Origin of the sequence: Mycobacterium vicinigordonae, from assembly GCF_013466425.1 — a bacterium.
GTDB lineage: Bacteria > Actinomycetota > Actinomycetes > Mycobacteriales > Mycobacteriaceae > Mycobacterium > Mycobacterium vicinigordonae.
On sequence record NZ_CP059165.1, the window covers coordinates 2,504,842 to 2,527,825 of the forward strand.

Below are 22,984 nucleotides of genomic sequence, written 5' to 3' on the forward strand. Positions count from 1 at the left end.
CATGGCATCCAAACCCAAAGCCAGCGTCGGGGCCAAAAAGGCTGTGCCAAAAGCGACGTCCAAAACCACCGCCAAGGACTCCAAAGTCGACGAAAACACCACCGTCGCAGTCGAACTCACGGACAGCACCGCCGACACCGCCGGCGGGCCAAAACACAGCTTCCTGTCCCGGCTCTATACCGGTACCGGCGCGTTCGAGGTGGTCGGTCGCCGCAACCTCTGGTACGGGGTCAGCGGCGCGATCATGGCGATCGCCGTGCTGGCCATCCTGATCCGGGGCTTCACCTTCGGTATCGACTTCAAGGGCGGTACCACGGTGTCGATGCCCTCCGACGGCGCCCACGGCACCGTCCAGGTCTCGCAGGTGCAGGACGTGTTCAAGACCGCAATCGGCAAGGACCCCGAAGCGGTGGTCACCGTGGGCAAGGGCGCCTCGGCCACGGTGCAGATCCGCTCCGAGCACCTGTCCAACGAGCAGACCGAGAAGCTGCGCAATGCTTTGTTCGATGCGTTCGGGCCTAAGGGCTCCGATGGCAAGCCCAACAAGAACGCGATCAGCGACGCGGCGGTGTCCTCCACGTGGGGCGGCCAGATCACCAAGAAGGCGATCATCGCCCTGGCGGTGTTCCTGGCGTTGGTCGCCATATATATCACCGTGCGCTACGAGCGCTACATGACGATCTCGGCGCTGGCGGCCATGATCTTCGACATCACCGTGACCGCAGGGGTCTATGCACTGGTGGGCTTCGAGGTAACGCCGGCCACGGTGATCGGCTTGCTGACCATCCTGGGCTTCTCGATCTATGACACCGTCATCGTGTTCGACAAGGTCGAGGAGAACACCCAGGGCTTCCAGCACACCACCCGCCGCACCTTCGCCGAGCAGGCCAACCTCGCCGTCAACCAGACCTTCATGCGCTCGATCAACACCAGCCTGATCTCGGTGCTCCCAGTGGTGGCGCTGATGGTGGTGGCCGTGTGGCTGTTGGGTGTCGGCACGCTCAAGGACCTGGCGCTGGTTCAGTTGATCGGCATCATCGTCGGAACCTATTCATCGATCTTCTTCGCCACCCCGCTGCTGGTCACCCTGCGCGAACGCACCGAACTGGTGCGCACCCACACCAAGCGGGTACTACGTCGGCGCGGCGCGGCGCCGACCGCGGAAAAGGCATCGGCAGACAAGGCATCGGCGGAAAAAGCATCGGCGGAGCCGGAACCGTCCGACGACACAGCCGCCGAAGAGGTCACCCGGGCCGTCGAGCTCACCAAACCCACGGCGGCGAGCAAACCGGCCCCCGGTGCGAGGCCGGCGCGCCCCACCGGCACCCGGCGTCCCACCGGCAAGCGGAACGCTGGTAAGCGGTAGCCGCATGGCCGCTCGGTGTTGCTTGCGCAAAGCCTTGCTGGCCACGGGTGTTGCTGCTGTGTTGGCGGCATCGGGCCTGACCGCCTGCTCGGGTAGCGCCGCGGGTCGGATCGACTACGTCGTCGACGGCGTACTGTCCACGTACAACACCAACACCACCATTGGTTTCGCCTCGGCCGGGGCGCAGGCGTTCGCCCGCGTGCTGACCGGGTTCGGCTACCACGGACCCGAGGGGCAGGTGGTCGCCGACCACGACTTCGGCACCATCTCGGTGGTGGGTGGATCGCCGCTGGTGCTGGACTACCAAATCGCCGATAACGCCGTCTACTCTGACGGCAAGCCGGTCACCTGCGACGATCTGGTGCTGGCCTGGGCCGCCCAGTCGGGCCGCTTCGCCGGTTTCGACGCGGCGACGCAGGCTGGCTATGTCGACATCGCCAACGTCGAGTGCACGCCCGGCCAGAAGAAGGCCCGGGTGTCGTTCATTCCGGACCGCGGGGTGGTCGACTACACGCAACTGTTCACCGCGACCTCGATGATGCCGTCGCACGTCATAGCCGACACACTGGGTACCGACATCACCACCGCACTGCAGAACAACAGGGTGTCGGTGGTGGAACAGGTCGCGCGACTGTGGAACAGCACCTGGGACCTCAAGCCGGGCGCCGACCTCAAGCGCTTCCCGTCGTCGGGTCCGTACAAGATCGAGCGCATCCTGGACGGCGGCGCGGTGGTGCTCGTCGCCAACGATCGATGGTGGGGCACCAAGCCGATCACCAAGCGGATCACGGTGTGGCCGCAGGGTGGCGACATCCAGGACCGGGTCAATAACCGCCGGGTAGACGTGGTCGACGTCGCGGCCGGATCCTCGGGGGCGCTGGCCACTCCGGACGGCTATCAGCGCGGCGACTCGCCATCGGGGGGCATCGAGCAGTTGATCTTCGCGCCGCAGGGGGCAATGGCCGGCGTACCGGCCCGCCGCGCCTTCGCCTTCTGCACGCCCCGCGACGTGATCGCCCGCGATGCCGGGGTGCCCATCGCCAATTCTCGGCTGTCCCCGGCGACCGACGACGCCCTGTCCGCGGCCGACGGCAGTAACGAGGCCGGCCCGTTCGGGAAGTCCGATCCCAATGCTGCCCGCGATGCGCTGCGCGGGGCCCCGCTGACGGTGCGGATCGGCTACCGCGGCCCCAACGCGAGGCTGGCGGCCACCGTCGGCTCCATCGCGTCGGCGTGCGCACCCGCCGGGATCACAGTGACGAACGTGACGCTGGATACCTCGGGAGCTCAGGCGTTGCGGGACTCGAAGATCGACGTGCTGCTGGCCAGCACCGGTGGCGCCGCCGGCAGCGGCTCCACCGGTTCGTCGGCGATGGACGCCTACGCCCTGCACGGCGGCAACGGGAACAACCTGTCTGGTTACTCCAACCCGCAGATCGACGGAATCATCGGTGCGCTGGCGGTCTCGGCCGACCCCGCCGAGCGAGCCCGGCTGCTCGCCGAGGGTGCGCCCATCCTGTGGGGCGACATGCCGACCCTGCCCTTGTACCGGCAGCAGCGGACGCTGCTGATGTCGAAGAAGATGTATGCCGTGAGCCGCAATCCCACCCGGTGGGGCGCGGGCTGGAACATGGACCGATGGGCGTTGGTGAAGTGAGTTCCGTGACCGATGTGGCGGCCATGATCGACGCCATGACCCGCAAGGTCGCCGACTTTCCCGAGCCCGGCGTCCAGTTCAAGGACCTCACCCCGGTGTTCGCCGACCGCGACGCGCTGGCTGCCATCACCGACGCGCTGGCTGACGTCGCCGCAGGCGCCGATCTGGTCGCCGGCATCGATTCCCGCGGCTTCCTGCTGGCCGCCGCCGTCGCGACCCGGCTGCGCACCGGAGTCCTGGCCATTCGCAAGGGCGGCAAGTTGCCGCCCCCGGTGATCAGCGAGGACTACCAGCGCGAATACGGCGCGGCCACCATCGAAATCCCCGCCGACGGAATCGAGTTAGCGGGTTTGCGTGTTGTGGTCATCGATGACGTGCTGGCCACCGGGGGCAGCGTCGCCGCTGCGAGGCGGCTGCTGGAACGCAGCGGCGCTAACGTTCCGGCGGCGGCGGTGGTCGTCGAGCTTCCCGAACTGGGCGGCCGTGCGGCGTTGGCGCCGCTACCGGTGCACAGCCTGAGCCGCGCATAGCCTTAGCCTTCGTTGCGAACGTAACCTGGCTGCGAATTCCGGCTCGCTGTTTGTCAGTGTCGTTACGCTCGCGAACGACAGATATCCTCAAAGGCGGAGGTGACCAACGTGGCGGACGAAAAGAGCGTGCTGCAGGCTGCCGCGCCGCCCACCGAGCCGCTACCCGTCAGCGAGGTGCCCGAGCCGCCGGTTGAGCAACTCAAGACCACTAGCAGCGCGTCCCGCCGGGTCCGGGCTCGGTTGGCCCGACGGATGACCGCGCGCAGCAGCGCCATCAACCCCGTCCTTGAGCCGCTGGTGGCGGTGCACCGCGAGGTCTACCCGAAGGCCGACCTCTCGATGCTGCAGCGCGCATACGAGGTCGCCAACCAGCGGCACGCCACGCAAATGCGGCACTCCGGGGACCCCTACATCACTCATCCGCTAGCCGTGGCCAACATCCTGGCCGAGTTGGGCATGGACACCACCACATTGGTGGCCGCGCTGCTGCACGACACCGTCGAGGACACCGGGTACACCATCGAGGCGCTGTCCGAGGAATTCGGCGAGGAGGTGGGTCACCTCGTCGACGGGGTGACCAAGCTGGACCGTGTCGTGCTGGGCAGTGCCGCCGAGGGCGAAACCATTCGCAAGATGATTACCGCGATGGCCCGTGACCCGCGGGTGCTGGTGATCAAGGTGGCCGACCGGCTGCACAACATGCGCACCATGCGGTTCCTGCCTCCGGAGAAGCAGGCTCGCAAGGCCCGCGAAACGCTGGAAGTCATTGCGCCCCTGGCGCATCGGCTCGGTATGGCCAGCGTCAAATGGGAGCTGGAGGACTTGGCGTTCGCGATTCTGCATCCCAAGAAGTACGAGGAGATCGTCCGGCTGGTCGCCGGCCGTGCCCCGTCCCGCGACACCTACCTGGCCAAGGTTCGCGCCGAGATCACCTCGACGTTAAGCGCATCGAAGATCAAGGCGACGGTGGAGAGCCGCCCCAAGCACTACTGGTCGATCTATCAGAAGATGATCGTCAAGGGCCGCGACTTCGACGACATCCACGACCTGGTCGGAATCCGGATCCTGTGCGACGAGATTCGGGACTGCTATGCCGCGGTGGGTGTGGTGCACTCGCTGTGGCAGCCGATGGCGGGGCGCTTCAAGGACTACATCGCCCAGCCTCGATACGGGGTGTACCAGTCGCTGCACACCACTGTCGTCGGGCCGGAAGGCAAACCGCTGGAAGTGCAGATCCGTACCCGCGACATGCACCACACCGCCGAATTCGGCATCGCCGCGCACTGGCGCTACAAGGAAACCAAGGGACGCAACGGAGTTCCGCATCCGAACACGGCCGCCGAGATCGACGACATGGCTTGGATGCGTCAGCTGCTCGACTGGCAGCGGGAAGCTGCCGACCCCGGCGAGTTCCTGGAGTCCCTGCGCTACGACCTTGCGGTACAAGAGATTTTCGTGTTCTCGCCCAAAGGCGATGTCTTCACGCTGCCGGCCGGCTCCACGCCGGTGGACTTCGCCTACGCCGTCCACACCGAGGTCGGGCACCGCTGCATCGGCGCCCGGGTCAACGGCCGCTTGGTAGCGCTGGAACGCAAGCTCGAAAATGGGGAAGTCGTGGAGGTTTTCACCTCCAAGGCGCACACCGCGGGGCCTTCGCGGGACTGGCAGCAGTTTGTGGTGTCGCCGCGGGCTAAGACCAAGATCCGGCAGTGGTTCGCCAAGGAACGCCGTGAGGAAGCACTGGAGGCCGGCAAGGAGGCCATTTCCCGCGAGGTTCGCCGGGGCGGACTTCCGTTGCAGCGCTTGGTAAATGGCGGGTCGATGGCCGCGGTGGCGCATGAGTTGCACTACACCGACGTGTCGGCGATGTACACCGCGATCGGTGAGGGGCACGTCTCGGCGCGGCACGTCGTGCAACGCTTGGTGGCCGAACTCGGCGGCATCGATCAGGCCGAGGAGGACCTGGCCGAACGTTCCACGCCGGCGACCATGCCGCGGCGCCCGCGCAGCACCGAGGACGTCGGTGTCTCGGTTCCTGGCGCGCCGGGCGTGCTGACCAAGCTGGCCAAGTGCTGCACTCCGGTGCCCGGCGACCAGATCATGGGTTTCGTCACCCGCGGGGGTGGGGTCAGCGTGCACCGCACCGACTGCACCAATGCCGCGTCCCTGCAGCAGCAGGCGGAGCGGATCATCGAGGTGCTCTGGGCCCCGTCGCCGTCGTCGGTGTTCCTGGTGGCGATCCAGGTGGAGGCGCTGGACCGGCACCGGCTGCTTTCGGATGTGACGCGGGTGCTGGCCGACGAGAAGGTGAACATCCTGTCGGCGTCGGTCACCACGTCGGGTGACCGGGTGGCGATCAGCCGGTTTACCTTCGAGATGGGCGACCCCAAGCACCTGGGGCATCTGCTGAACGTGGTGCGTAACGTCGAGGGCGTTTACGACGTGTACCGGGTGACGTCAGCTTCCTGAGGCTTCGTGAGGCTCTCTGAGGCCGGTTACGGTGTCTCCTCGGTTGGTTCGGAGGTGACGGTGGTCGTCACCGTGCTCTCCGTCATCGGCTCCGAGCTGTCGGACGACTCGGGGTACTCACTGCTCGTCACGCTGGTCGTGGTGACTGGTGTCGGCTTGTCCGGGGGAGCGTCGTTACCGCTGGCGAAGAACGCCACCGCTGCGGCCACCAGAACCAGCGTCAGGCCCGAGCCGGCGACGGTCGCGATCAGCGCGGCGCGACTGCCCGCCTTGACCGGCTGCGGCGAGTAGTCCGGCCCCGTATCGGGCGGTGGCGGGGGTAACGCGACGGCTGCACCGCCCAGCGCCGCCCGGGCGGCGTCGCCGAGTTCGGTCACCGTCTGAAACCGCGTCCGCGGATCCTTGGCCAGTGCTCGCGCGACCACCGCGTCGAAGGCCGGTGGCACGTCGTGAAACACGGCCGCCGGGCGCGGGGGTGGGGCGTGGAAGTGAGCAGAGATCTGCTCTTCATACGTGTCGCCGGGAAACGGTCTGGATCCGGTCAGGCATTCGTAGAGCACGCAGCCCAGGGAATACACGTCAGCGCGGGAATCCGTTATGCCCCTGAATCTTTCGGGGGCCAGATAGGCCAGGGTGCCCATCGTCTGCCCGGTGCTAGTGAGCGAGGTGTCGGTTTGGGCCCTTGCCAGCCCGAAGTCGATCAGGTAGACAAAATCCCGGGCGTGAGCGACCAGGATGTTGGACGGCTTGACGTCCCGGTGCACCAACCCGGCGCGATGCGCGCTTTCTAAGGCTGCCGCCGTCTGGTCGATGATTGCCACCGTCTGTGCGGGGGTCAGCCGCCCGCCCTTCTCGGCGATGAACTTCACCAGGTCGCGGCCGTCGACCAGCCGCATGTCGACATACAGTCGCCCGTCGATCGCGCCGAAGCTGTGAATGGGCACAACATGCGGGTCGCTGAGGCTGGCGGCGATACGGGCTTCGCGGCGGAATCGTTGCTGGAACTCCTCGTCCTCGACCAGGTGCGGGGGAAGCAGCTTGATCGCCACGACGCGGTCGGTCTGGGTGTCGTAGGCGCGGTAGACCTGACCCATGCCGCCGCGTCCCAGCAATCCCTGTAACTGGTACCGACCGAATGAGCTATCGGTCACGAGCCTCCTTCGAGCTAGTCGCGCACTAGTCGGGCAAAACTGAGGTGATCACCACGTCGGTGGCGGGCGATCCGTCCTGGCCACCTCCTACCACACCCGCCGCGGCGATCCTGTCCAGGGTAGCCAGTCCATCGGCCTGGACGGTGCCAAACACCGTGTAGTTGGGCGGCAACGCGGAGTCGCGGTAGACGAGGAAGAATTGGCTGCCGTTGGTGTCGGGTCCGGCGTTGGCCATGGCCAGGGTGCCGCGTGGATAGACGACCGGTTGCTGCAGCTTGGGGTCCTGCGCGGGGTATTGGTCAGTGGGGTATTCGTTGCCGAATTGGTAGCCCGGACCGCCGGTGCCGTTACCAGCGGGGTGGCCGCACTGCAGTACCGACAGCGCCTTTGCCGTAGTCAGGCGGTGACACTTTGTGTCCTTGAAATAGCCCTGAGTGGCGAGACTGATGAAACTGTTGACGGTGCAAGGGGATTCGTTATTGGCCAGCATCAAACCGATGTTGCCCTGGTTGGTCACCATGCTGACGCTGACCTGGGCGGGGTCGGTGGGTACCGTGCCGGTGCGCGGCGGTTTGACTTCCTTGGCAGCCCGTTCCGACGTTGCCGGGTACTGGCAGTTTGCCCCGACGCCGGACGACGGCCGAAACGGCGGGAGCGGTGTCGCGCTGCCGAATTGTGCAGGTGGCGGGCTGGCGAAGCTGGAGTCGACCGAGGTGCCCCGCGACGTGGTCGAGCCGCTGTGGTCGTCCGTCCCGACCGCGACGGCGACGGCGGTCACCACGGCGACGACCGCAACCGCCGCGGCAACCGCCCCGCCGGCGATCCACTGAATTCGGCGTCGTCGGGCCAGCTCGGCGCGTTGCTGGCGCTCTGGCTGCACCCCAAAATTCGGCTCCGTGCGCAAGTGTTCGCTGGCCGGGGGCCAGCCGGGAAAGCCGGCAGGTTGGATCGCAGGGTGGGGGGCTGGTGCGTGCGCAATGGGGGTGGTCCACGCGGAGCCGACCGGGCCGGTCAGGGCTACTCGCGCGGCTCTGGCGAACTCGGACGCAGTTCGGTACCGGTCCTGGGGGTTCTTGGCCATACCCCGAGCAATCACCGCGTCCAGCGCTTGCGGTAGGTCGGGACAGCGCACCGACGGACGCGGCGGCGGCTTCGTCAGGTGGCCCGCGACCTGCTCCTCGAGACTGTCGCCGGGGTAGGGCCGCTCGCCGGTGAGGCATTCGTAGAGCACGCAGGCCAAGGCGTATACGTCCGAACCCGGATCCGTTGTGCCGTTGAAACGTTCGGGTGCCATGTAGGCCAGCGTGCCGATCATGTGCCCGGTCTTGGTCATCGCGGTGTCCGCCGCTGCCCGGGCGATCCCGAAGTCGATGAGATAGGCGAAGTCGCGCCCGGTGATCAAGATATTCGACGGCTTCACATCGCGATGTACCAATTGCTCCTGGTGCGCGCTGTCCAGTGCGCTGGCCACCTGTTCGATGATCGCTACGGCTCGTGCGGCGTTGAGTCGTCCACCCTCGTCGGCGATGAGCGTGCCCAAGTCGCGGCCCTCGATGAGCCGCATGTCGACATACAATCGACCGTCGATCTCGCCGTAGTTGTGGATGGGCACCACGTGCGGGTCGTTGATGGTCGCCGCCGTGCGCGCCTCGCGACGGAATCGTTGCTCGAATGCCGCGTCCCCGGCGAGGTCCGCGGGCAGCACCTTGACGGCAACGATGCGTTCGGTGATCGTGTCGTGGGCCCGGTAGACCTCACCCATTCCGCCGCGGCCCAACATATCGAGAAGTTGATACCGGCCGAACGGCTGTGCTGCCACGAACCGGCCCAGGCCTCAGTCAGGTAGCACGGAGGTGATCACCACATCGGTCGCGGGCGCACCTTCGGGACCGCCACCGGCGACACCCGCCGAGGCGATCTTGTCCAAGGTGGTCAGCCCGTCGGCCTGGATCGTGCCGAACACCGTGTAGTCGGGCGGCAATGCCGAGTCGCGGTAGACCATGAAGAACTGGCTGCCGTTGCTGTTCGGCTTTTCCGAGTGAGCCATGGCCAGGGTGCCGCGCGGATAGATAACGGGCTGCTTGAGCTTGGGATCGTTGGGCGGGAACTGATTGGTGGGGAATTCGTTGGCGAAGTCGTAGCCCGGTCCGCCGGTGCCGGTGCCGGTGGGGTCGCCGCACTGCAGGACAGAGAGCCCCGCGGACGCGACCAGCCGATGGCATTTGGTGTCCTTGAAGAAGCCCTGCGTGGCGAGACTAATGAAACTGTTGACCGTGCAGGGGGATTGGTTGTTGGTCAGCATCAAACCGATGTTGCCCTGGTTGGTCACCATGCTGACGCTGACCTGGGCGGGCTCGGTGGGTACTTTGCCGGTGCGCGGCGGCTTGACTTCCTTGGCGGCCTTCTCGTCTTTGGTCGCTGGGTACTGACAATTGGCGCCCAAGTTGGCCGGAGCTTTGAACTGCGGCATCGGCACAGCGCCGGCGAGGTCGACGGGCGGCAGATTCGTGGCAGCCGAACCTGAGGTCGCGCTGCTGGGCGTGGTCGACGCCGACGGTTTGCCTTTGTGGTCGTTCTTGCTGACGACGACGGCGACCACCACTGCCGCCACCACGGCGACCGCGGCCACTCCAGCACCGGCGATGGTCAGGATGCGTCGCCTCTTGGCCTGCTGGGCACGGCGCTCCAGCTGTCGCTCGAGTTTGCGCTTGGCGGTTTCCCGTCGCTGCTTGTTCGTTGGCACGGCCGCCATCTTTCCACGGCTATGGGGATGGGAAACTGGGCACCGTGTTGATCACCGGATTTCCCGCCGGGTTGTTGCAATGCAACTGCTACGTGCTGGCCGAGCGGCCAGGCGCCGACGCCGTCATTGTCGACCCGGGCCAGCGCGCGATGGGCCAGTTGCGGCGCATCCTCGACCAGAACCGGCTGACCCCGGCCGCGGTGCTGATCACCCATGGCCACATCGACCACATCTGGTCTGCGCAGAAGGTGTCCGACACCTTCGGCTGCCCCACCTACATCCACCCGGAAGACCGGTTCATGCTGAAGGACCCGATCTACGGGCTGGGCCCGCGGGCAGCGCAGCTGGTGGCTGGCGCGTTCTTCCGGGAGCCTAAGCAGGTCGTCGAGCTGGACCGCGACGGCGACAAGATCGACCTCGGCGGTATCTCAGTCAACGTCGACCACACCCCAGGCCACACCCGCGGATCGGTGTGTTTCCGAGTGCTTGCCGACAAAGACCTGGTGTTTACCGGCGATACGTTGTTCGAGCGGTCCATCGGCCGCACTGACTTGTTCGGCGGCAGCGGCCGGGACCTGCTGCGTTCGATCGTCGACAAATTGCTGGTGCTCGATGACGAGACGGTGATACTCCCGGGCCACGGCAACCCGACGACCATCGGCGCCGAGCGTCGCTTCAACCCGTTCCTCGAAGGTTTGAGCCCGTGAGCGAATTCGTGGCCCCCAAAGGGGTGCCGGACTACTTCCCGCCCGACTCGGCGCAGTTCGTCGCCGTGCGCGATGGGCTGCTGGACGCGGCCCGGCGCGCCGGGTACGGCCACATCGAGCTGCCGATCTTCGAGGAGACCGCGCTGTTCGCGCGCGGCGTCGGCGAATCCACCGACGTGGTGTCCAAGGAGATGTACACCTTCGCCGACCGCGGCGACCGCTCGGTGACGTTGCGGCCCGAGGGTACCGCCGGGGTGGTGCGCGCGGTCATCGAACACGGCCTGGATCGCGGCGGGCTGCCGGTCAAGCTCTGTTATGCGGGGCCGTTCTTCCGCTACGAACGTCCGCAGGCCGGCCGCTACCGGCAGCTGCAGCAGGTGGGTGTCGAGGCGATCGGCGTCGACGACCCGGCCCTGGACGCCGAGGTGATTGCGGTGGCCGACGCCGGCTTCCGGTCGCTGGGGCTGGACGGGTTCCGGCTGGAGATCACTTCGCTGGGCGACGATAGTTGCCGGCCCCAATATCGAGAACTGTTGCAGGAGTTCTTGTTTGGACTGGAATTGGACGACGAGACCCGGCGCCGCGCGGAGATCAACCCGCTGCGTGTGCTGGACGACAAGCGTCCTGAGGTCAGGGCCAAGACGGCGGACGCGCCGGTTTTGCTCGATCACCTCTCTGATGCGGCCAAGCAACACTTTGACACCGTGCTGTCGCACCTGGACGCGCTGGGCGTGGCCTACGTCGTCAACCCGCGCATGGTGCGCGGGCTGGACTATTACACCAAGACCACCTTCGAGTTCGTGCACGACGGGCTGGGCGCCCAGTCTGGCATCGGCGGTGGCGGGCGCTACGACGGGCTGATGCGTCAGTTGGGCGGACAAGACCTGTCCGGCATCGGTTTTGGGCTCGGCGTGGACCGCACGCTGCTGGCGTTGCGGGCCGAGGGCAAAAGCGTTGGGTCTACGGCGCGCTGCGAGGTGTTCGGGGTGCCGCTGAGCGAGGCGGCCAAGCTGCGGCTGGCGGTGCTCGGCGGCGAGCTGCGGGCCGCCGGGGTGCGCGTCGATCTGGCCTATGGCGACCGGGGTCTCAAGGGCGCGATGCGCGCGGCCGACCGCTCGGGGGCCCGCTTTGCTTTGGTAGTGGGGGATCGCGATCTCGACGCCGGGGTGGTGGGTGTGAAGGATCTGGCAAGCGGGGAGCAGGTCTCGATTCCGGTGGATGCTGTCGTTACCGAGGTGCTTTCGCGATTGGGCTGACGCGCCCGCGCCCCTGCCCCTGCTTCGCGGCCCCTGTCCCTGCTTCGCGCCCCCTGCCACGGCTTCGCGGCCCCTGCCCCTGCTTCGCGGCCCCTGCCGCAGCGAGCGTCCTCGTATGTACGGTCAATTGGCCTCGCGACCGGCATCTCGGGGTCTCTCGCTGGCCGGGCGGAGGACAACCCTCGCCGAAACCTTGACGCATCAATCGAACTATTGTTCGAATAGGGGATGCGCTGGTCCGATCAAGTGGTAGCTGTCAACGGATCTGCCGTCGACGACGGCGCGCTCCCCGGCCTGCAGCGGATCGGCTTCGTCCGAACCGTGCGGGTGCCGCAGTTCGAAGGCATGACTTTTCACGAGGTGCTATGCAAGTCCGCACTTAACAAGGTGCCGAACGCAGCCGCCCTGCCTTTCCAGTACACGGTCAACGGCTACCGCGGGTGCTCGCACGCCTGCCGCTACTGTTTCGCCCGCCCTACCCACGAGTACCTGGACTTCGATTCCGGTGCCGACTTCGACACCCAGGTCGTCGTCAAGACCAACGTGGCCGAGGTGCTAAGCCGCGAACTCCGCAGGCCGTCCTGGCAGCGCGAGACCGTTGCCTTGGGCACCAACACCGATCCATACCAACGCGCTGAGGGCCGGTACGCGCTGATGCCCGGCATCATCACCGCGCTCGCCGCCTCCCGGACGCCGCTGTCGATCTTGACCAAGGGGACATTGCTGCGCCGCGACCTCAAGCTCATAACCGAAGCGGCCCAGCAGGTTCCGATGTCGGTGTCGATATCGCTGGCGGTCGGGGACGCCGAACTGCACCGAGACGTCGAGCCGGGCACGCCCACGCCGCAGGCCCGGTTGGCGCTGATCTCGGCAATCCGCGAGGCCAATCTGGACTGCCATGTCATGGTGGCCCCGGTGCTGCCGTACCTCACCGACTCGGTCGAGCACCTCGACGACCTGTTGGGCCAGATCGCGGCCGCCGGGGCTACCGGCGTGACCGTCTTCGGTCTGCATCTGCGCGGATCGACGCGCGGTTGGTTCATGTCCTGGCTGGCCCACACACATCCCGAACTGGTCAGCCGGTATCGCGAGCTGTACCGCCGCGGCGCTTACCTGCCGCAGGCCTACCGCGAAATGCTGCGCGAGCGCGCCCGACCATTGGTCGCGAAGTATCGTCTGAGCGGCGACAGCCGTCGGACCACGCCCGCCGCCGCGGCCATCGCGATGCCTGAGCCCGTCCAGCAGACGCTGTTCTAACCGCGTGGCTTGGTCAAAGTGAACTGATCCACCGCCCGTGTCGCCCCGTAGGGCCCCGTCACCACGTAGTACGTCGCCTTGATCGACGTGTTTCCGCCGGCTTCGCCCGGGTCGACGTCGAAGGCGACGAAACCGTACGGGTTGTCGCGGTCGCGAAACGCGGACCAGGGCGCGTCCTCCATGACGTAAATCGGTGCCTTTCGTCCGATCGCGGGATCGAATTCACCGACGCCAGTGATCACCCGGCACCGCAGGTCGGGAAAGAACAAGCCGTTGGTCGGTCGCGACGTGCCGCCTCCGCCGATGACGAGGTGCACCGTTCCCCGGGTCACGTCGATGACGTCGCTGCGGGTGTCGACGGGGGTCGGCGTGCGGGTGTCGTTGCCCATTACGCCGCGCAGCGGATGGGACCGCTCGTAGTGATGCTCGTGGCCGCACAACACGAGATCGACGTGATATTGGTCGAACAGCGGCAGCCACTCCTGGCGTATTCCTAGGTCGGCGCCGTTGCCCTTGGCGGTCGAGATCGCGGTCTGGTGCATGCAGATCACCAGCCAGTCGATACCCGGATCACGCCGTGCCGCCGCGAGTTCGCCAGCAAGCCAACGCCTCTGCGCACCGCCGGAATAGCCGTGCACATACGAGTTACCGCCGTCCTGATAGGCGATGTCGTCGTTGTTGAGGCTGATCACCCGCACCGAACCGGCCGTGAAGGAGTACCACAATCCGCGCAGCTCGGCGGCCGCCCCCGAATCCGGCACCTCGAAGTAGGCCTGGTAGGCGCCGTAACCGACTGGCCCGTTGCCCAATTCGTTCTCGTGATTGCCCGCTGCGGGCATCCACGGCCGGTGCCGGGCTGATCGGGAGTTGTTGACGAACCAATCCGACCAGGTGCGGATCCGGTCGTGTGCCAGGTTGGCGTAGCACAGGTCGCCGTTGACCAAGTTGAACAGCGGCGCCATCCGTTCGATCGCCGCGGTGGTGTCGCCCGCCGCGGGGGAGCCGATGTTGTCACTGACGTAGGTACCGTTGGTCAACCGGCCCAGGCTTGGCGTCGACTGATCGCCGAAACTGGTGAAGCGAAGCGGTTTTCGTCCGGACGGCGCCGTCCGGATCGAGCCGAGTTCGGGGGTGGCGCCATCGTGCACCGCGGCGTAGATGTAGTCGGTGTCTGGGGTCAGGCCGACGAGCCGGGCATGGTTGACGCGAACTTCGGTGCCCGACTTCGCATCCCGATACGTGCGAGTCTCGGCCGCCACGCCGTTGCCTAGGCCTCCGGTCGGCGTCCCAAGCAGGACGCGCGGATTGCGCACGGCGTCGGTGGTGTGCCAGGAGACCGCCACCTCGGTGGCGGCGTCGCGGCCGTACTGCAGGTGCAGGCCGCCCACTGGCGGGGCGCCGGTGCGGTCGGGCTGAACCCAGGCCCCGGGGGCGTGCGACTTCGACCACAGCAGCGCCGCACCGCCCACCCCGGCGCCGGCGCCGAGCACGGCCGCTGTGGCCCCGGTACCCAACAGCGCGCGCCGGCTGATGCCTGAGCGTTCCGGGTCGTCGGTCATGGCTGTTTCATACCGCAAGCGGGTGAACACCGACAGAATCAGGCGGGGTAACGAATCCGGTAGCGTTTCCGATATGACGAACGTGCGAAGAATCGTAATCGCGGTTGCGGCGACGGCGTACGCGGCGACGATCGCCGCAGTGTTCGCCGTGATGGCGACCCCGGCGACCGCACACGCCGACCCAGCAGGACACCAGGTCACCTACACGGTTACCGCCACCGGCGAGCTGACCGGCAACGTGCGTTACATCACCGCCGATCCGCCCAGCCAGGCGGCCTTCGACGCGAACTCGTCGCAATTCCTGACGACCGCGCCGGTGTCGTTCAGCCCCGGCACGCCGCTGGTGTACACCGCCACGCTGACCAATCCGAACCAGTGGGCGTTTGTCAACGCCAGCGGTGGTTGCCACTGGCCGAACTGCGGGTCGGGCACTCCGGAACTGCACTGCGAGATCGCCGTCGACGGCCAGGTGGTGGTCAACCAGACCGCCACCACGGGTGTGACCTGTTCGACGCGGCCCTGGTAGCCAAACGGCGGTTCGCCCAACTCGGGTCGTCGGCATTCGATTTGTGAGGTCGTCGCCGGACTCCGACGCGAAATAACGTCTGGGTGCGGCACTATGGTTGCTTGGATGCCCACCGACAGTAGCGTCGCGCTTTGGCGCGAGACTGTGCGCAACGCGCTCGAGCGCTGGGGCGGCGAGGCTGATCCGAGGCTTGGTTCTGACGTCGCCGAGTATGTCGTAACCGGAAACGCCAGAGCGGATCTACCCGAACGCCTCGCCGCCGCGGGTCAACTTCAGCCGCTGCGACTCCTGCCCCATGACGACGGCTTGGGGGCGGTTCACGCATTGCTGGACACCATGCCCGCGCAAGTCGGACTGCGATGGGCCGAGGTCGTGCTCCGCCTCAAGCGCCACACCCTGACACTCGAGCCGCTTGCCGGCGGCGACGCGATCGAGAACCTGATCTGTGATCTCGTCGGCGACTGCGGGATGTTCACCCCCAAATTCCCCGACCTTGCCGTCGGTTACGACACTCTCGACGAGATCGTCGTTGCCGCGGGTGGTCGGCGCGGAGAGTTGCTGGCGGCGGCCTTCAGCAAGAGCGGGACCCGCCCGGAGGCGTGGATGTGGATGACCCGCAACGTACTGCTGTCAACGCGGGGCTATGCGGACGCGGTTGCCCGGCACGCTGCCAAACTCTCGCCCTTGGCCGCGGCGCAGACGGGCGAGGACATGCGCTTGCGGGTGCTCGAGTTACTCGAACCGCTTGACGGCGCTCAGCTCGCGCACTTCGCGGACACCCTGGCCACGTTTGTGGTGGAGGGGAACAGCGAGGTCGCGGGCAAGGCCGAACGGCTGTGTGCGCGCAGCGATCGTGCGGCGATCTATGCGGCCTTTCAGCGTCAGGTCACCGGACGGCCGGCACGGCGGGCCGCTGCGTTGCGCGCGACGTGGCGGTATGCCGACACTGACGCGGATCGCCAGTGGGCAAAAGAAACGGCCCGATCCGATCGGGCGCCCAGCGTGCGACTGATCGTCGACGAGTGGCGCCATTCACCTGCCGCACCGGTCACCGAGCCGGCGTCCGGATGGCCGGTAATTGATCCTGCTCCCACCCGTGCCGCCCTGGAAACCCTTTTCGCGCAACTCAATTCGGTCGTCGAAAGCCGAGACTGGGGCGTCAACTCACCGCCGCTGCTCGGTGCGGCGGACGTGCAGGCCGTCGAATCGATGCTCCGCGCCGGCCGGGCGCCGGACCGGCAGAATCCTTGGCCACCGCACGCCACGGTTTGGATGCGTGACGCGTTGTGTGACTTCGCGAACGCCGACCACGTTGACATGGTGGTGCTGCTGGTGGTCTGCCACTATCTGGACGAACACGCTTTTGCTTTCCTCGAGTTCGCCGATGCCGTGCACGCCAAGCGCGGCGCTCCGACGCTGGCCGATCTGGCGGCGTTGCTCGGCGACTTGACCGAGCATGCCGTCACCGCGCTGGTCTATCACTTCGCGATAGGCAAGATAGGCCGTGGCTGGCCGGCCGTTGACGTGCTGCCTTTCGTTACCGCCAACGCGCAGTACCTGGTCGAGTCGGCGATGAAGGCGAGCTATCTCAAGGAGTCGCCCGCGGTCTACTGGGACACCTTGGCGGCGCTCCCGGGTTTGCCGGCCGACGTAACCGATTCGCTCTATTCGATCGCTCTGGGGCCCGCCAGCTCCGGTCGCGAGGAGGCTCAGCGGATCCTCGCCGACGCGTCCGATCGCCGGGCCCGCATCTACACCGCGCTGGCCGACGGTCGTGCCAAGGTCCGACTGGCGGCCGCTCAGTGGATGGCCGGAACCGCCGACGAGTCCGACGTGCCTCGATTGGAAACCTGCCTGCGCATCGAGGCCGACGATCGGGTGCGCGGAGCGCTGCTCGATGCGCTGACCGCCGCCGGGAGGACCGCGGCCGGTTACCTCACGCCCGACCACCTGATCGCCGAATCGGAAGCGGCGCTGCGCTCCGACCCACCGGCCAGCTTGTCCTGGTTGCTGTGGGAGCGGGTGCCGGTGCTGCACTGGGATGTCAGTGGGGCGCCGGCGCCCGCGTCGGTGGTGCGCTGGCTGATCGTCACGGCATGCCGCGCTAATGACCCCGCACCCGACGCCGGCCTGCGCCATCACCTGGGGCTGTTCGCCGCCGATGACCGAGTTGCGTTGGCCGACTTCCTGCTCGACGCATGGACGACGGCCGACGAGTACGCCTTCCATTCCAGCAAGACCGCCCAGCAGACGGTCTCAGCCATCAAATCCAAGGGCGTGCTGGCAGTGGTCGCGGCCTGCGGCAGTCCCAACACGCCCGCGCTGGCGTCGGAGTTCATCCGCCACTGGGACACCATGCGGATGGCGCAGTGCGGTGCCCTGATGACGATGCTCAGCCACATCGACAGTGTTGAGGTCGTCCGGATCTTGACCTCGGTGCCTTATTGGTCGAAGTCGGCCCGCCTGATCGAGGAGGCTGCCGGCCAGCTGGCCAAGTTGCCCACCCGGCGGGGGTGGTCGCCGGACGAGGCCGCCGACCGGACCGTGCCCTACGTGGGGTTCGATCCGGCGGGCCGTCTACAGCTGTGCTACGGGGATGTCCCGTATTTCGCTGCGCTACAGGGGGATCTGAGTGTCGCAGTGTATGACGGCGACGGGAACATCTGTGCCAAAGCGGATCTCGCCGGTCCGGACGCGATCCTGACGGTCACCCGCAAGAATCTGGCACGTGTCCGCAAGTTGGTTGCTCCGGTGGTCGCTGCGCAGACCGATCGGCTGACCGAGGCGATGCGCCGCAAGCACCGGTGGTCTGGGACGGATTTCGAGCGCTTCATCATTGGGCATCCGGTACTGAGCCGGCTGGCGCGACGATTGGTGTGGGTCGCCGAGACCGACGGCGGTTCAGTGCTTTTCACGGTACCCGGATCGGCCGCTGAGCCTGCCATCCCGGCTGGGGCGGCGACGGTGCGGATAGCTTGCGTCGACGACGTGCCCCCCGGGCAGACTGCCCAATTGCGCACGGCGATCACCGCCGTCGGTGCGGCGCCGCTGTTCGAGCAGTTCGGGTAATTCGCGCGTCCGGCAGGGTCGGCGTCAGCGTCTGGGTTCGGCCTGGGTCACGACAACCACCTCGGCCCGAACCTTGCCGAGCGCCCGTAATCTGTGGCCGACGGACGCGTCGAAGTAGGCACTGTCGCCCGCTCGCAGCGTGACGGTCTGGTCGCCGTACTCGAGTTCGACGGTACCGGTGTGCACGAAGACGAATTCCTGGCCGGTGTGCGTGGGATGCGGGTCGTCGGAGGGGGTATCGGTGGGTCGAACGACGAACGGCGACATGGACTTCCCGAGCAGAGCTCCCGCCAGCGCGTGGTACCGGCCGCCCTGGGAATGGGTGCGGTCCGACGCGCGGTCGACGGTGAACTTCTCCTGGGCCGCCTCGTCGGAAAAGAGCCTGCCCACGTCGACGTCGAGTGCGCGGGCGACCTTGAGTGCCACAGCGATCGACGGAGTGCTTTGGCCGCGTTCGATCTTGGACAGGTAGCTCTTGGTCAGGCCGGTCTGGTCGGCCAGCTCTTCGAGGGTGAGCCCGCGTTGCCGGCGAACGGCGCGAAGCAATGCTGTCACCGGCCGGACCTCCCATGACACAAAGTTTCCTAGAGTGCTACTATTGTGTCACATATTCGCGAGCGAGGGGTCCGCCGATGGCAACTACCTTCACCGAGTCGAAATCGGAATTGATGCGGCGCGCCCAGCAGCGACTCGACGCCGAGACGGTCGAATCGCAACTGAGCACCCGGCAGAAGGTCGCATTGACCTGCCGCGCGCTGTTCGACGCCGGACACGATTCCGGCCTGGCCGGACAAATCACCGCCCGCGCCGAGGCGCCTGGCACCTACTACACCCAGCGCCTCGGCCTGGGCTTCGACGAGATCACCGACGACAACCTGCTGCTGGTCGACGAGGACCTCAACGTCCTTGAAGGCTCCGGAATTGCCAATCCCGCCAACCGCTTTCACAGCTGGATCTACCGGGCGCGCCCCGACGTGCAGTGCATTGTGCACACCCACCCCTTCCACGTGGCAGCGCTGTCGATGCTCGAGGTGCCGCTGGTTGTCTCTCACATGGACACCACGCCGCTCTACGATGACTGCGCCTTCCTGGCCGAGTGGCCCGGAGTGCCCGTCGGCAACGAAGAGGGCGAGATCATCTCCGCCGCACTGGGGGACAAGAAGGCGGCCCTGTTGGCCCACCACGGGCAGGTGGTGGCGGGCGCCAGCGTCGAGGAGGCCTGCTCGCTGGCCGTCCTGATCGAGCGCGCCGCCAAACTGCAGCTGGCCGCCATGGCCGCGGGTTCGATCAAAGCGCTGCCCGCCGAACTGGCGCGCGAAGCCCACGACTGGACTCTGACGCCGTCGCGCAGCCGGGCGAACTTCGCCTACTACGCGCGGCGAGCCCTGGACCGCCATCCGGACGCACTCAAAAACGTTTAAAAATAACAGGAGTCAACGTGCCCGAGAAGTTGCACGGCATCATCGCCTATCCGATCACCCCGTTCGCCGCTAACGGGATCGACACCGACCTACTCGCCGCACTGGTCGACCGGCTGGTGTCGTCGGGAGTCCACGCGGTCGCGCCGCTGGGCAGCACCGGCGAGCTGGCATACCTTGACGAAGGTGAAGTCGACGCGGTCGTGGACACCACGATGGCCACCGTCGCCGGGCGGGTGCCGGTGATCGTCGGCGTCTCGGATGTCACCACCGCCAAGACGATCCGGCGCGCCCAGTACGCGCAGCACGCCGGCGCCGACGCCGTGATGGTGCTGCCGGTCTCGTACTGGAAGCTATCCGACCGAGAGATCACCCAGCACTATCGCAGCATCGGCGCGGCCATCGACATCCCGATCATGGCCTACAACAATCCGGCGACCAGCGGCGTCGACATGGGTCCTGAGTTGCTGGTCGGCATGTTCGAGAGCATCGAGAACCTGACGATGGTCAAAGAGTCGACCGGCGATCTGTCCCGGATGCAGCGCATCGCCGAACTCAGCGGCGGCCGGTTGCCGTTCTACAACGGCAGCAACCCCCTGGTGCTCGACGCGCTCAGCGCTGGTGCCGCCGGATGGTGCACGGCCGCACCGAATCTGGCACCCCAGCCGTGCATCGACCTGTACAACGCGGTGCGCGGCGGCGACCTGGACAAGGCACAGGCACTCTATGACGACCTCAAGCCGCTGCTGCAGTTCATCGTGGCGGGCGGGCTGCCCACCACCGTCAAAGCCGGCCTGGACCTGCTTGGCACACCGGTTGGCGACCCCCGGGCTCCGCAGCTGCCGCTCGACGAGCAGGGCCGCGGCGAGTTGCGAAAGATCTTGAGCTAGCCCAAATCGTTGGTCGCGAAGGTGTCGCACTTGTTCGGGTCACCGCTTTGATATCCGGTGGTGAACCACTTCTGCCGTTGCGCCGACGAGCCATGGGTCCAGGATTCGGGATTGACGCGTCCGTTCACCTCGGCCTGGATCCGATCGTCACCCACTGACGCCGCCGCCGACAACGCGTCTGCAATATCCTTGTCACTCAACGGATTCAGGAATGGCTTGCCGGTGCTGTCCTGCTTGACCGTCGAGGCGTAGTAGGCCCACACCCCGGCGTAGCAGTCGGCCTGTAGCTCGGTGCGCACGCCGTTGCCCTGCGAGCCCTGCGCACCCTGCTGGGCACGGCCGAGGGTGTGCTGCAAGTTCTGCACGTGATGTCCGTACTCGTGCGCCACCACGTATTCCTCGGCGAAAGGACCACCGCTGGAACCGAACCGGTCCACCAACACGGAGAAGAAGTCGGTGTCGAAGTACGCTGTCCGGTCCACCGGGCAGTAGAACGGTCCGACCTCGGTGCTGGCTGGCCCGCATCCGGTACTCACGCTGCCGCTGAACAGTCGCATTTTCGGTTTGGTGTAGCTGGGCATCAGCTGCTTCCACACCGCGTCGAGCGAATTGCCGGTAGCGACCACCCGGCACTGCACGTATTTGTTGGCGTCGGCGCCGGTCTTGCATTTGCTGAGGTCGAAGCCCGGTGCCACGTCGCCGCGAGTGTCCATGGGCTGCTGGCTGATAATCCCGCCGGGGTCGACGCCGAGCAGCATCGCGACCACCACGATCAGCAGGCCACCGATCCCGCCGCCGATGGCGATCGGCCCCATCCCGCCACCGCCACCGGACGAGGACGCGGAGCTGGTATCGATCTGCATACCCTCGTTGAAGGTCATCGCACGCTCCCGGAATCTGAGTTTGGTTACCGCGCCGCAATCAGCCTATCGCTGCTGCGCGGCGGCAAACCTGGTGTCGGTGTAAGTGCGCAGGTTACGCAGAAACCACCGCAGGCCCAGGTTCAGTAACGGACCGAACAGCACCATGCCTAGGCCGGCGCCACGGGCCGGCTGCTGAGCCATGATCCAGGTCAGCCGGCAGCCGCCTGGGATGGCCTGCACTCGGTAATCCTCGGCGAACGCGGCGACTGCCTTCGTCGAGCATGAGTTAAATCGAAATGCCATGTGAGTGAACGGTTCCCAGGCAATGAACTCCTCGTCGCCGACGATGCCGCCGCGCATCTCGACCACCCGGGTGGTGCCGACCCCGCGCGGCTGGGGGCTGGTCCAGGTGACTTTGGTGATCGCCTTTGCCCAGCGCGGCCAAGCCTGCGCGTCGGCCAGCACCTCGAACAGCTGCTCAGGCGTGATGGTCAGGTCGACGCTGTTGCAAAAGCGGTACTTGGCGTTGTCGATGAAGCCCAAGTCGACGCGTTCGCACGGATGCATGCTGTGCACCTTAGCCGGGGCCTTCGCTGGCCGCGGCCAGCAGCGGTACCAGGACGTCGCTGATCGGGGTGGGCAGTCCGTGGGAGCGGGCCTTGCGAACGATGACGCCGTTGCGCAGATCCCATTCCAGCGGCCGATGGTTTTCCCGATCGGTCAATATCGACGTCGTCATGTCCGCGGGAACCGCCCGGAACGAGTCGACGATCTGCTCGACGACGTCGTCGTCGAGTCGGGCGCCCTCGGCCTGCGCCACTGCGACGCACTCGGCCACATACCGTCGCGACAGGGCGGCGACGTCCTCGCGGCGGAACATCCCCGAACGCCGCCCGGTGAGCGCCATCAGTCCGGCCAGAGCGTTGAGCAGCAGTTTGCGCCAAATCACGGTGGTGAAGTCGGGGTCGCAGTCCACCTGGCAACCGGCCGCGCGCAACAGCTCGGCGAGAGCCTCCGCCGCCGGCCCGGTGGGCAGCACCAACGCAGCCTTGCCCCGCAACCGCACCCACCCGTCGGGCTGGGTCTCCGCCGAGTACCACACACTGCCCGGAACCACGGTCGACGACGGGCACAACGGTTGCACCTGCTCGAGATGTTCGACGCCGTTCTGCAGTGCCGCCACCACTGTGCGCTCGTCGCACAGCCGGGCGAGCCAGCTTGCGCAAGCATCGTTCTGGGTGGCTTTGACGGCCAGGATCAGCACTTCGACCGGTCCGCTGACCTGCGCCGGATCGGTGTGCACGGGGCCGGGCACCACGATCGGGTCACCGTCGTCGGGCCTCAGTTCGACGCGGTCGCGTGGGGTGTGGCCGCACAGCAGCACCGGGTGCCCGGCGCGATGCAGCAGCGCGGCGACCGTTGTGCCGACGGCGCCGGGGCCCACGAGTGCGATGGAGGTTGCAATGCGATCGAAGTTACCCCGTGGGGCGGGTGTTTAGACTGGGCAGTCGTTCAATCGAAGG

At 66.8% G+C, this 22,984-nt stretch carries 19 protein-coding genes; 11 read left to right on the forward strand and 8 right to left on the reverse strand.

Annotated features, from left to right (window positions below):
• Position 1 precedes the first annotated feature (1 nt).
• The 4 genes from secF to H0P51_RS11615 all read left to right on the forward strand — a co-directional run bounded on the left by secF (position 2) and on the right by H0P51_RS11615 (position 6,022).
• The gene (secF, locus tag H0P51_RS11600) at positions 2 to 1,366 is read left to right on the forward strand and encodes a protein translocase subunit SecF (protein ID WP_180918176.1); all 1,365 of its coding nucleotides are present in this window, start codon (positions 2 to 4) and stop codon (positions 1,364 to 1,366) included.
• Between the two features lie 4 nt (positions 1,367 to 1,370).
• Positions 1,371 to 3,023 (forward strand): ABC transporter substrate-binding protein, encoded by a 1,653-nt coding sequence (locus H0P51_RS11605; protein ID WP_180918177.1) that lies wholly within the window; start codon positions 1,371 to 1,373, stop codon positions 3,021 to 3,023.
• A complete protein-coding gene (locus H0P51_RS11610) occupies positions 3,005 to 3,553 on the forward strand; it encodes an adenine phosphoribosyltransferase (protein WP_180918178.1) in 549 nt (182 codons plus the stop codon). The genes H0P51_RS11605 and H0P51_RS11610 overlap by 19 nt, the downstream gene beginning before the upstream one ends.
• Positions 3,554 to 3,661: 108 nt before the next feature.
• Positions 3,662 to 6,022, forward strand: coding sequence for a RelA/SpoT family protein (locus tag H0P51_RS11615; RefSeq protein WP_180918179.1), 2,361 nt, complete (start codon positions 3,662 to 3,664; stop codon positions 6,020 to 6,022).
• Positions 6,023 to 6,048: 26 nt separating this feature from the next.
• Here the strand turns inward: H0P51_RS11615 and H0P51_RS11620 are convergent, their stop codons facing one another.
• The 3 genes from H0P51_RS11620 to H0P51_RS11630 are packed head-to-tail and all read right to left on the reverse strand — an operon-like array spanning position 6,049 to position 9,916.
• Positions 6,049 to 7,173, reverse strand: coding sequence for a serine/threonine-protein kinase (locus H0P51_RS11620; RefSeq protein WP_180918180.1), 1,125 nt, complete (start codon positions 7,171 to 7,173; stop codon positions 6,049 to 6,051).
• Positions 7,174 to 7,198: 25 nt separating this feature from the next.
• Positions 7,199 to 8,992 (reverse strand): protein kinase domain-containing protein, encoded by a 1,794-nt coding sequence (locus H0P51_RS28915; protein ID WP_281373971.1) that lies wholly within the window; start codon positions 8,990 to 8,992, stop codon positions 7,199 to 7,201.
• A 15-nt stretch (positions 8,993 to 9,007) separates the two neighbouring features.
• The gene (locus H0P51_RS11630) at positions 9,008 to 9,916 is read right to left on the reverse strand and encodes a peptidylprolyl isomerase (protein WP_180918181.1); all 909 of its coding nucleotides are present in this window, start codon (positions 9,914 to 9,916) and stop codon (positions 9,008 to 9,010) included.
• Between the two features lie 44 nt (positions 9,917 to 9,960).
• Here H0P51_RS11630 and H0P51_RS11635 point away from each other — a divergent pair, with 44 nt between their 5' ends.
• The 3 genes from H0P51_RS11635 to H0P51_RS11645 all read left to right on the forward strand — a co-directional run bounded on the left by H0P51_RS11635 (position 9,961) and on the right by H0P51_RS11645 (position 13,136).
• Positions 9,961 to 10,623 carry an MBL fold metallo-hydrolase gene (locus H0P51_RS11635; RefSeq protein ID WP_180918182.1) on the forward strand — a complete coding sequence of 221 codons (663 nt, stop codon included), beginning with the start codon at positions 9,961 to 9,963 and terminating at the stop codon, positions 10,621 to 10,623.
• A complete protein-coding gene (gene hisS / locus H0P51_RS11640) occupies positions 10,620 to 11,879 on the forward strand; it encodes a histidine--tRNA ligase (protein WP_180918183.1) in 1,260 nt (419 codons plus the stop codon). Before H0P51_RS11635 ends, hisS begins: the two co-directional genes overlap by 4 nt.
• A 228-nt stretch (positions 11,880 to 12,107) precedes the next feature.
• Positions 12,108 to 13,136: an Rv2578c family radical SAM protein gene (locus H0P51_RS11645; RefSeq protein ID WP_180918184.1), complete on the forward strand. Its 1,029-nt coding sequence runs from the start codon at positions 12,108 to 12,110 to the stop codon at positions 13,134 to 13,136.
• Here H0P51_RS11645 and H0P51_RS11650 read toward each other — a convergent pair.
• The gene (locus tag H0P51_RS11650; protein ID WP_180918185.1) at positions 13,133 to 14,695 is read right to left on the reverse strand and encodes a purple acid phosphatase family protein; all 1,563 of its coding nucleotides are present in this window, start codon (positions 14,693 to 14,695) and stop codon (positions 13,133 to 13,135) included. The two genes, H0P51_RS11645 and H0P51_RS11650, sit on opposite strands and share 4 nt — an antisense overlap.
• 73 nt (positions 14,696 to 14,768) lie before the next feature.
• Between H0P51_RS11650 and H0P51_RS11655 the strand changes: the two genes are divergently transcribed.
• Positions 14,769 to 15,221, forward strand: a complete 453-nt coding sequence (locus H0P51_RS11655) for a hypothetical protein (RefSeq protein ID WP_180918186.1) — start codon at positions 14,769 to 14,771, stop codon at positions 15,219 to 15,221.
• Between the two features lie 105 nt (positions 15,222 to 15,326).
• Positions 15,327 to 18,290: a DUF4132 domain-containing protein gene (locus tag H0P51_RS11660; protein WP_180918187.1), complete on the forward strand. Its 2,964-nt coding sequence runs from the start codon at positions 15,327 to 15,329 to the stop codon at positions 18,288 to 18,290.
• A gap of 24 nt (positions 18,291 to 18,314) precedes the next feature.
• On the opposite strand, the gene H0P51_RS11665 is transcribed toward H0P51_RS11660, so the two are convergent.
• Entirely contained in the window at positions 18,315 to 18,845 is a 531-nt protein-coding gene (locus H0P51_RS11665; protein ID WP_180918188.1) for a helix-turn-helix domain-containing protein, read from the reverse strand.
• A 77-nt stretch (positions 18,846 to 18,922) separates the two neighbouring features.
• On the opposite strand from H0P51_RS11665, the gene H0P51_RS11670 reads away from it, so the two are divergent.
• Together H0P51_RS11670 and H0P51_RS11675 are read left to right on the forward strand one after the other, a co-directional pair.
• Positions 18,923 to 19,711, forward strand: a complete 789-nt coding sequence (locus H0P51_RS11670) for an aldolase (RefSeq protein ID WP_180918189.1) — start codon at positions 18,923 to 18,925, stop codon at positions 19,709 to 19,711.
• Positions 19,712 to 19,728: 17 nt separating this feature from the next.
• Complete coding sequence (locus H0P51_RS11675; RefSeq protein WP_180918190.1) at positions 19,729 to 20,598, forward strand: dihydrodipicolinate synthase family protein; 870 nt, start codon at positions 19,729 to 19,731, stop codon at positions 20,596 to 20,598.
• On the opposite strand, the gene ypfJ is transcribed toward H0P51_RS11675, so the two are convergent.
• Genes ypfJ through H0P51_RS11690 form a run of 3 tightly spaced genes read right to left on the reverse strand, consistent with a single transcriptional unit; the run spans position 20,595 to position 22,926 of the window.
• The gene (ypfJ, locus tag H0P51_RS11680; protein WP_180918191.1) at positions 20,595 to 21,479 is read right to left on the reverse strand and encodes a KPN_02809 family neutral zinc metallopeptidase; all 885 of its coding nucleotides are present in this window, start codon (positions 21,477 to 21,479) and stop codon (positions 20,595 to 20,597) included. The two genes, H0P51_RS11675 and ypfJ, sit on opposite strands and share 4 nt — an antisense overlap.
• 45 nt (positions 21,480 to 21,524) lie before the next feature.
• Positions 21,525 to 22,028 carry an SRPBCC family protein gene (locus H0P51_RS11685; RefSeq protein WP_180918192.1) on the reverse strand — a complete coding sequence of 168 codons (504 nt, stop codon included), beginning with the start codon at positions 22,026 to 22,028 and terminating at the stop codon, positions 21,525 to 21,527.
• 10 nt (positions 22,029 to 22,038) lie between these two features.
• Complete coding sequence (locus tag H0P51_RS11690; protein ID WP_180918906.1) at positions 22,039 to 22,926, reverse strand: oxidoreductase; 888 nt, start codon at positions 22,924 to 22,926, stop codon at positions 22,039 to 22,041.
• Positions 22,927 to 22,984 lie beyond the last annotated feature (58 nt).

Excerpts from the sequence above, each read along its gene's own strand:
- H0P51_RS11645 (WP_180918184.1), top strand. The coding sequence starts at position 12,108 with ATGCGCTGGTCCGATCAAGTGGTAGCTGTCAACGGATCTGCCGTCGAC.
- H0P51_RS11650 (WP_180918185.1), bottom strand. The coding sequence starts at position 14,695 with ATGACCGACGACCCGGAACGCTCAGGCATCAGCCGGCGCGCGCTGTTG.
- H0P51_RS11610 (WP_180918178.1), top strand. The coding sequence starts at position 3,005 with ATGGGCGTTGGTGAAGTGAGTTCCGTGACCGATGTGGCGGCCATGATC.
- ypfJ (WP_180918191.1), bottom strand. The coding sequence starts at position 21,479 with ATGACCTTCAACGAGGGTATGCAGATCGATACCAGCTCCGCGTCCTCG.
- H0P51_RS11685 (WP_180918192.1), bottom strand. The coding sequence starts at position 22,028 with ATGCATCCGTGCGAACGCGTCGACTTGGGCTTCATCGACAACGCCAAG.
- secF (WP_180918176.1), top strand. The coding sequence starts at position 2 with ATGGCATCCAAACCCAAAGCCAGCGTCGGGGCCAAAAAGGCTGTGCCA.
- H0P51_RS11605 (WP_180918177.1), top strand. The coding sequence starts at position 1,371 with ATGGCCGCTCGGTGTTGCTTGCGCAAAGCCTTGCTGGCCACGGGTGTT.
- H0P51_RS11670 (WP_180918189.1), top strand. The coding sequence starts at position 18,923 with ATGGCAACTACCTTCACCGAGTCGAAATCGGAATTGATGCGGCGCGCC.
- H0P51_RS11660 (WP_180918187.1), top strand. The coding sequence starts at position 15,327 with ATGCCCACCGACAGTAGCGTCGCGCTTTGGCGCGAGACTGTGCGCAAC.
- H0P51_RS11655 (WP_180918186.1), top strand. The coding sequence starts at position 14,769 with ATGACGAACGTGCGAAGAATCGTAATCGCGGTTGCGGCGACGGCGTAC.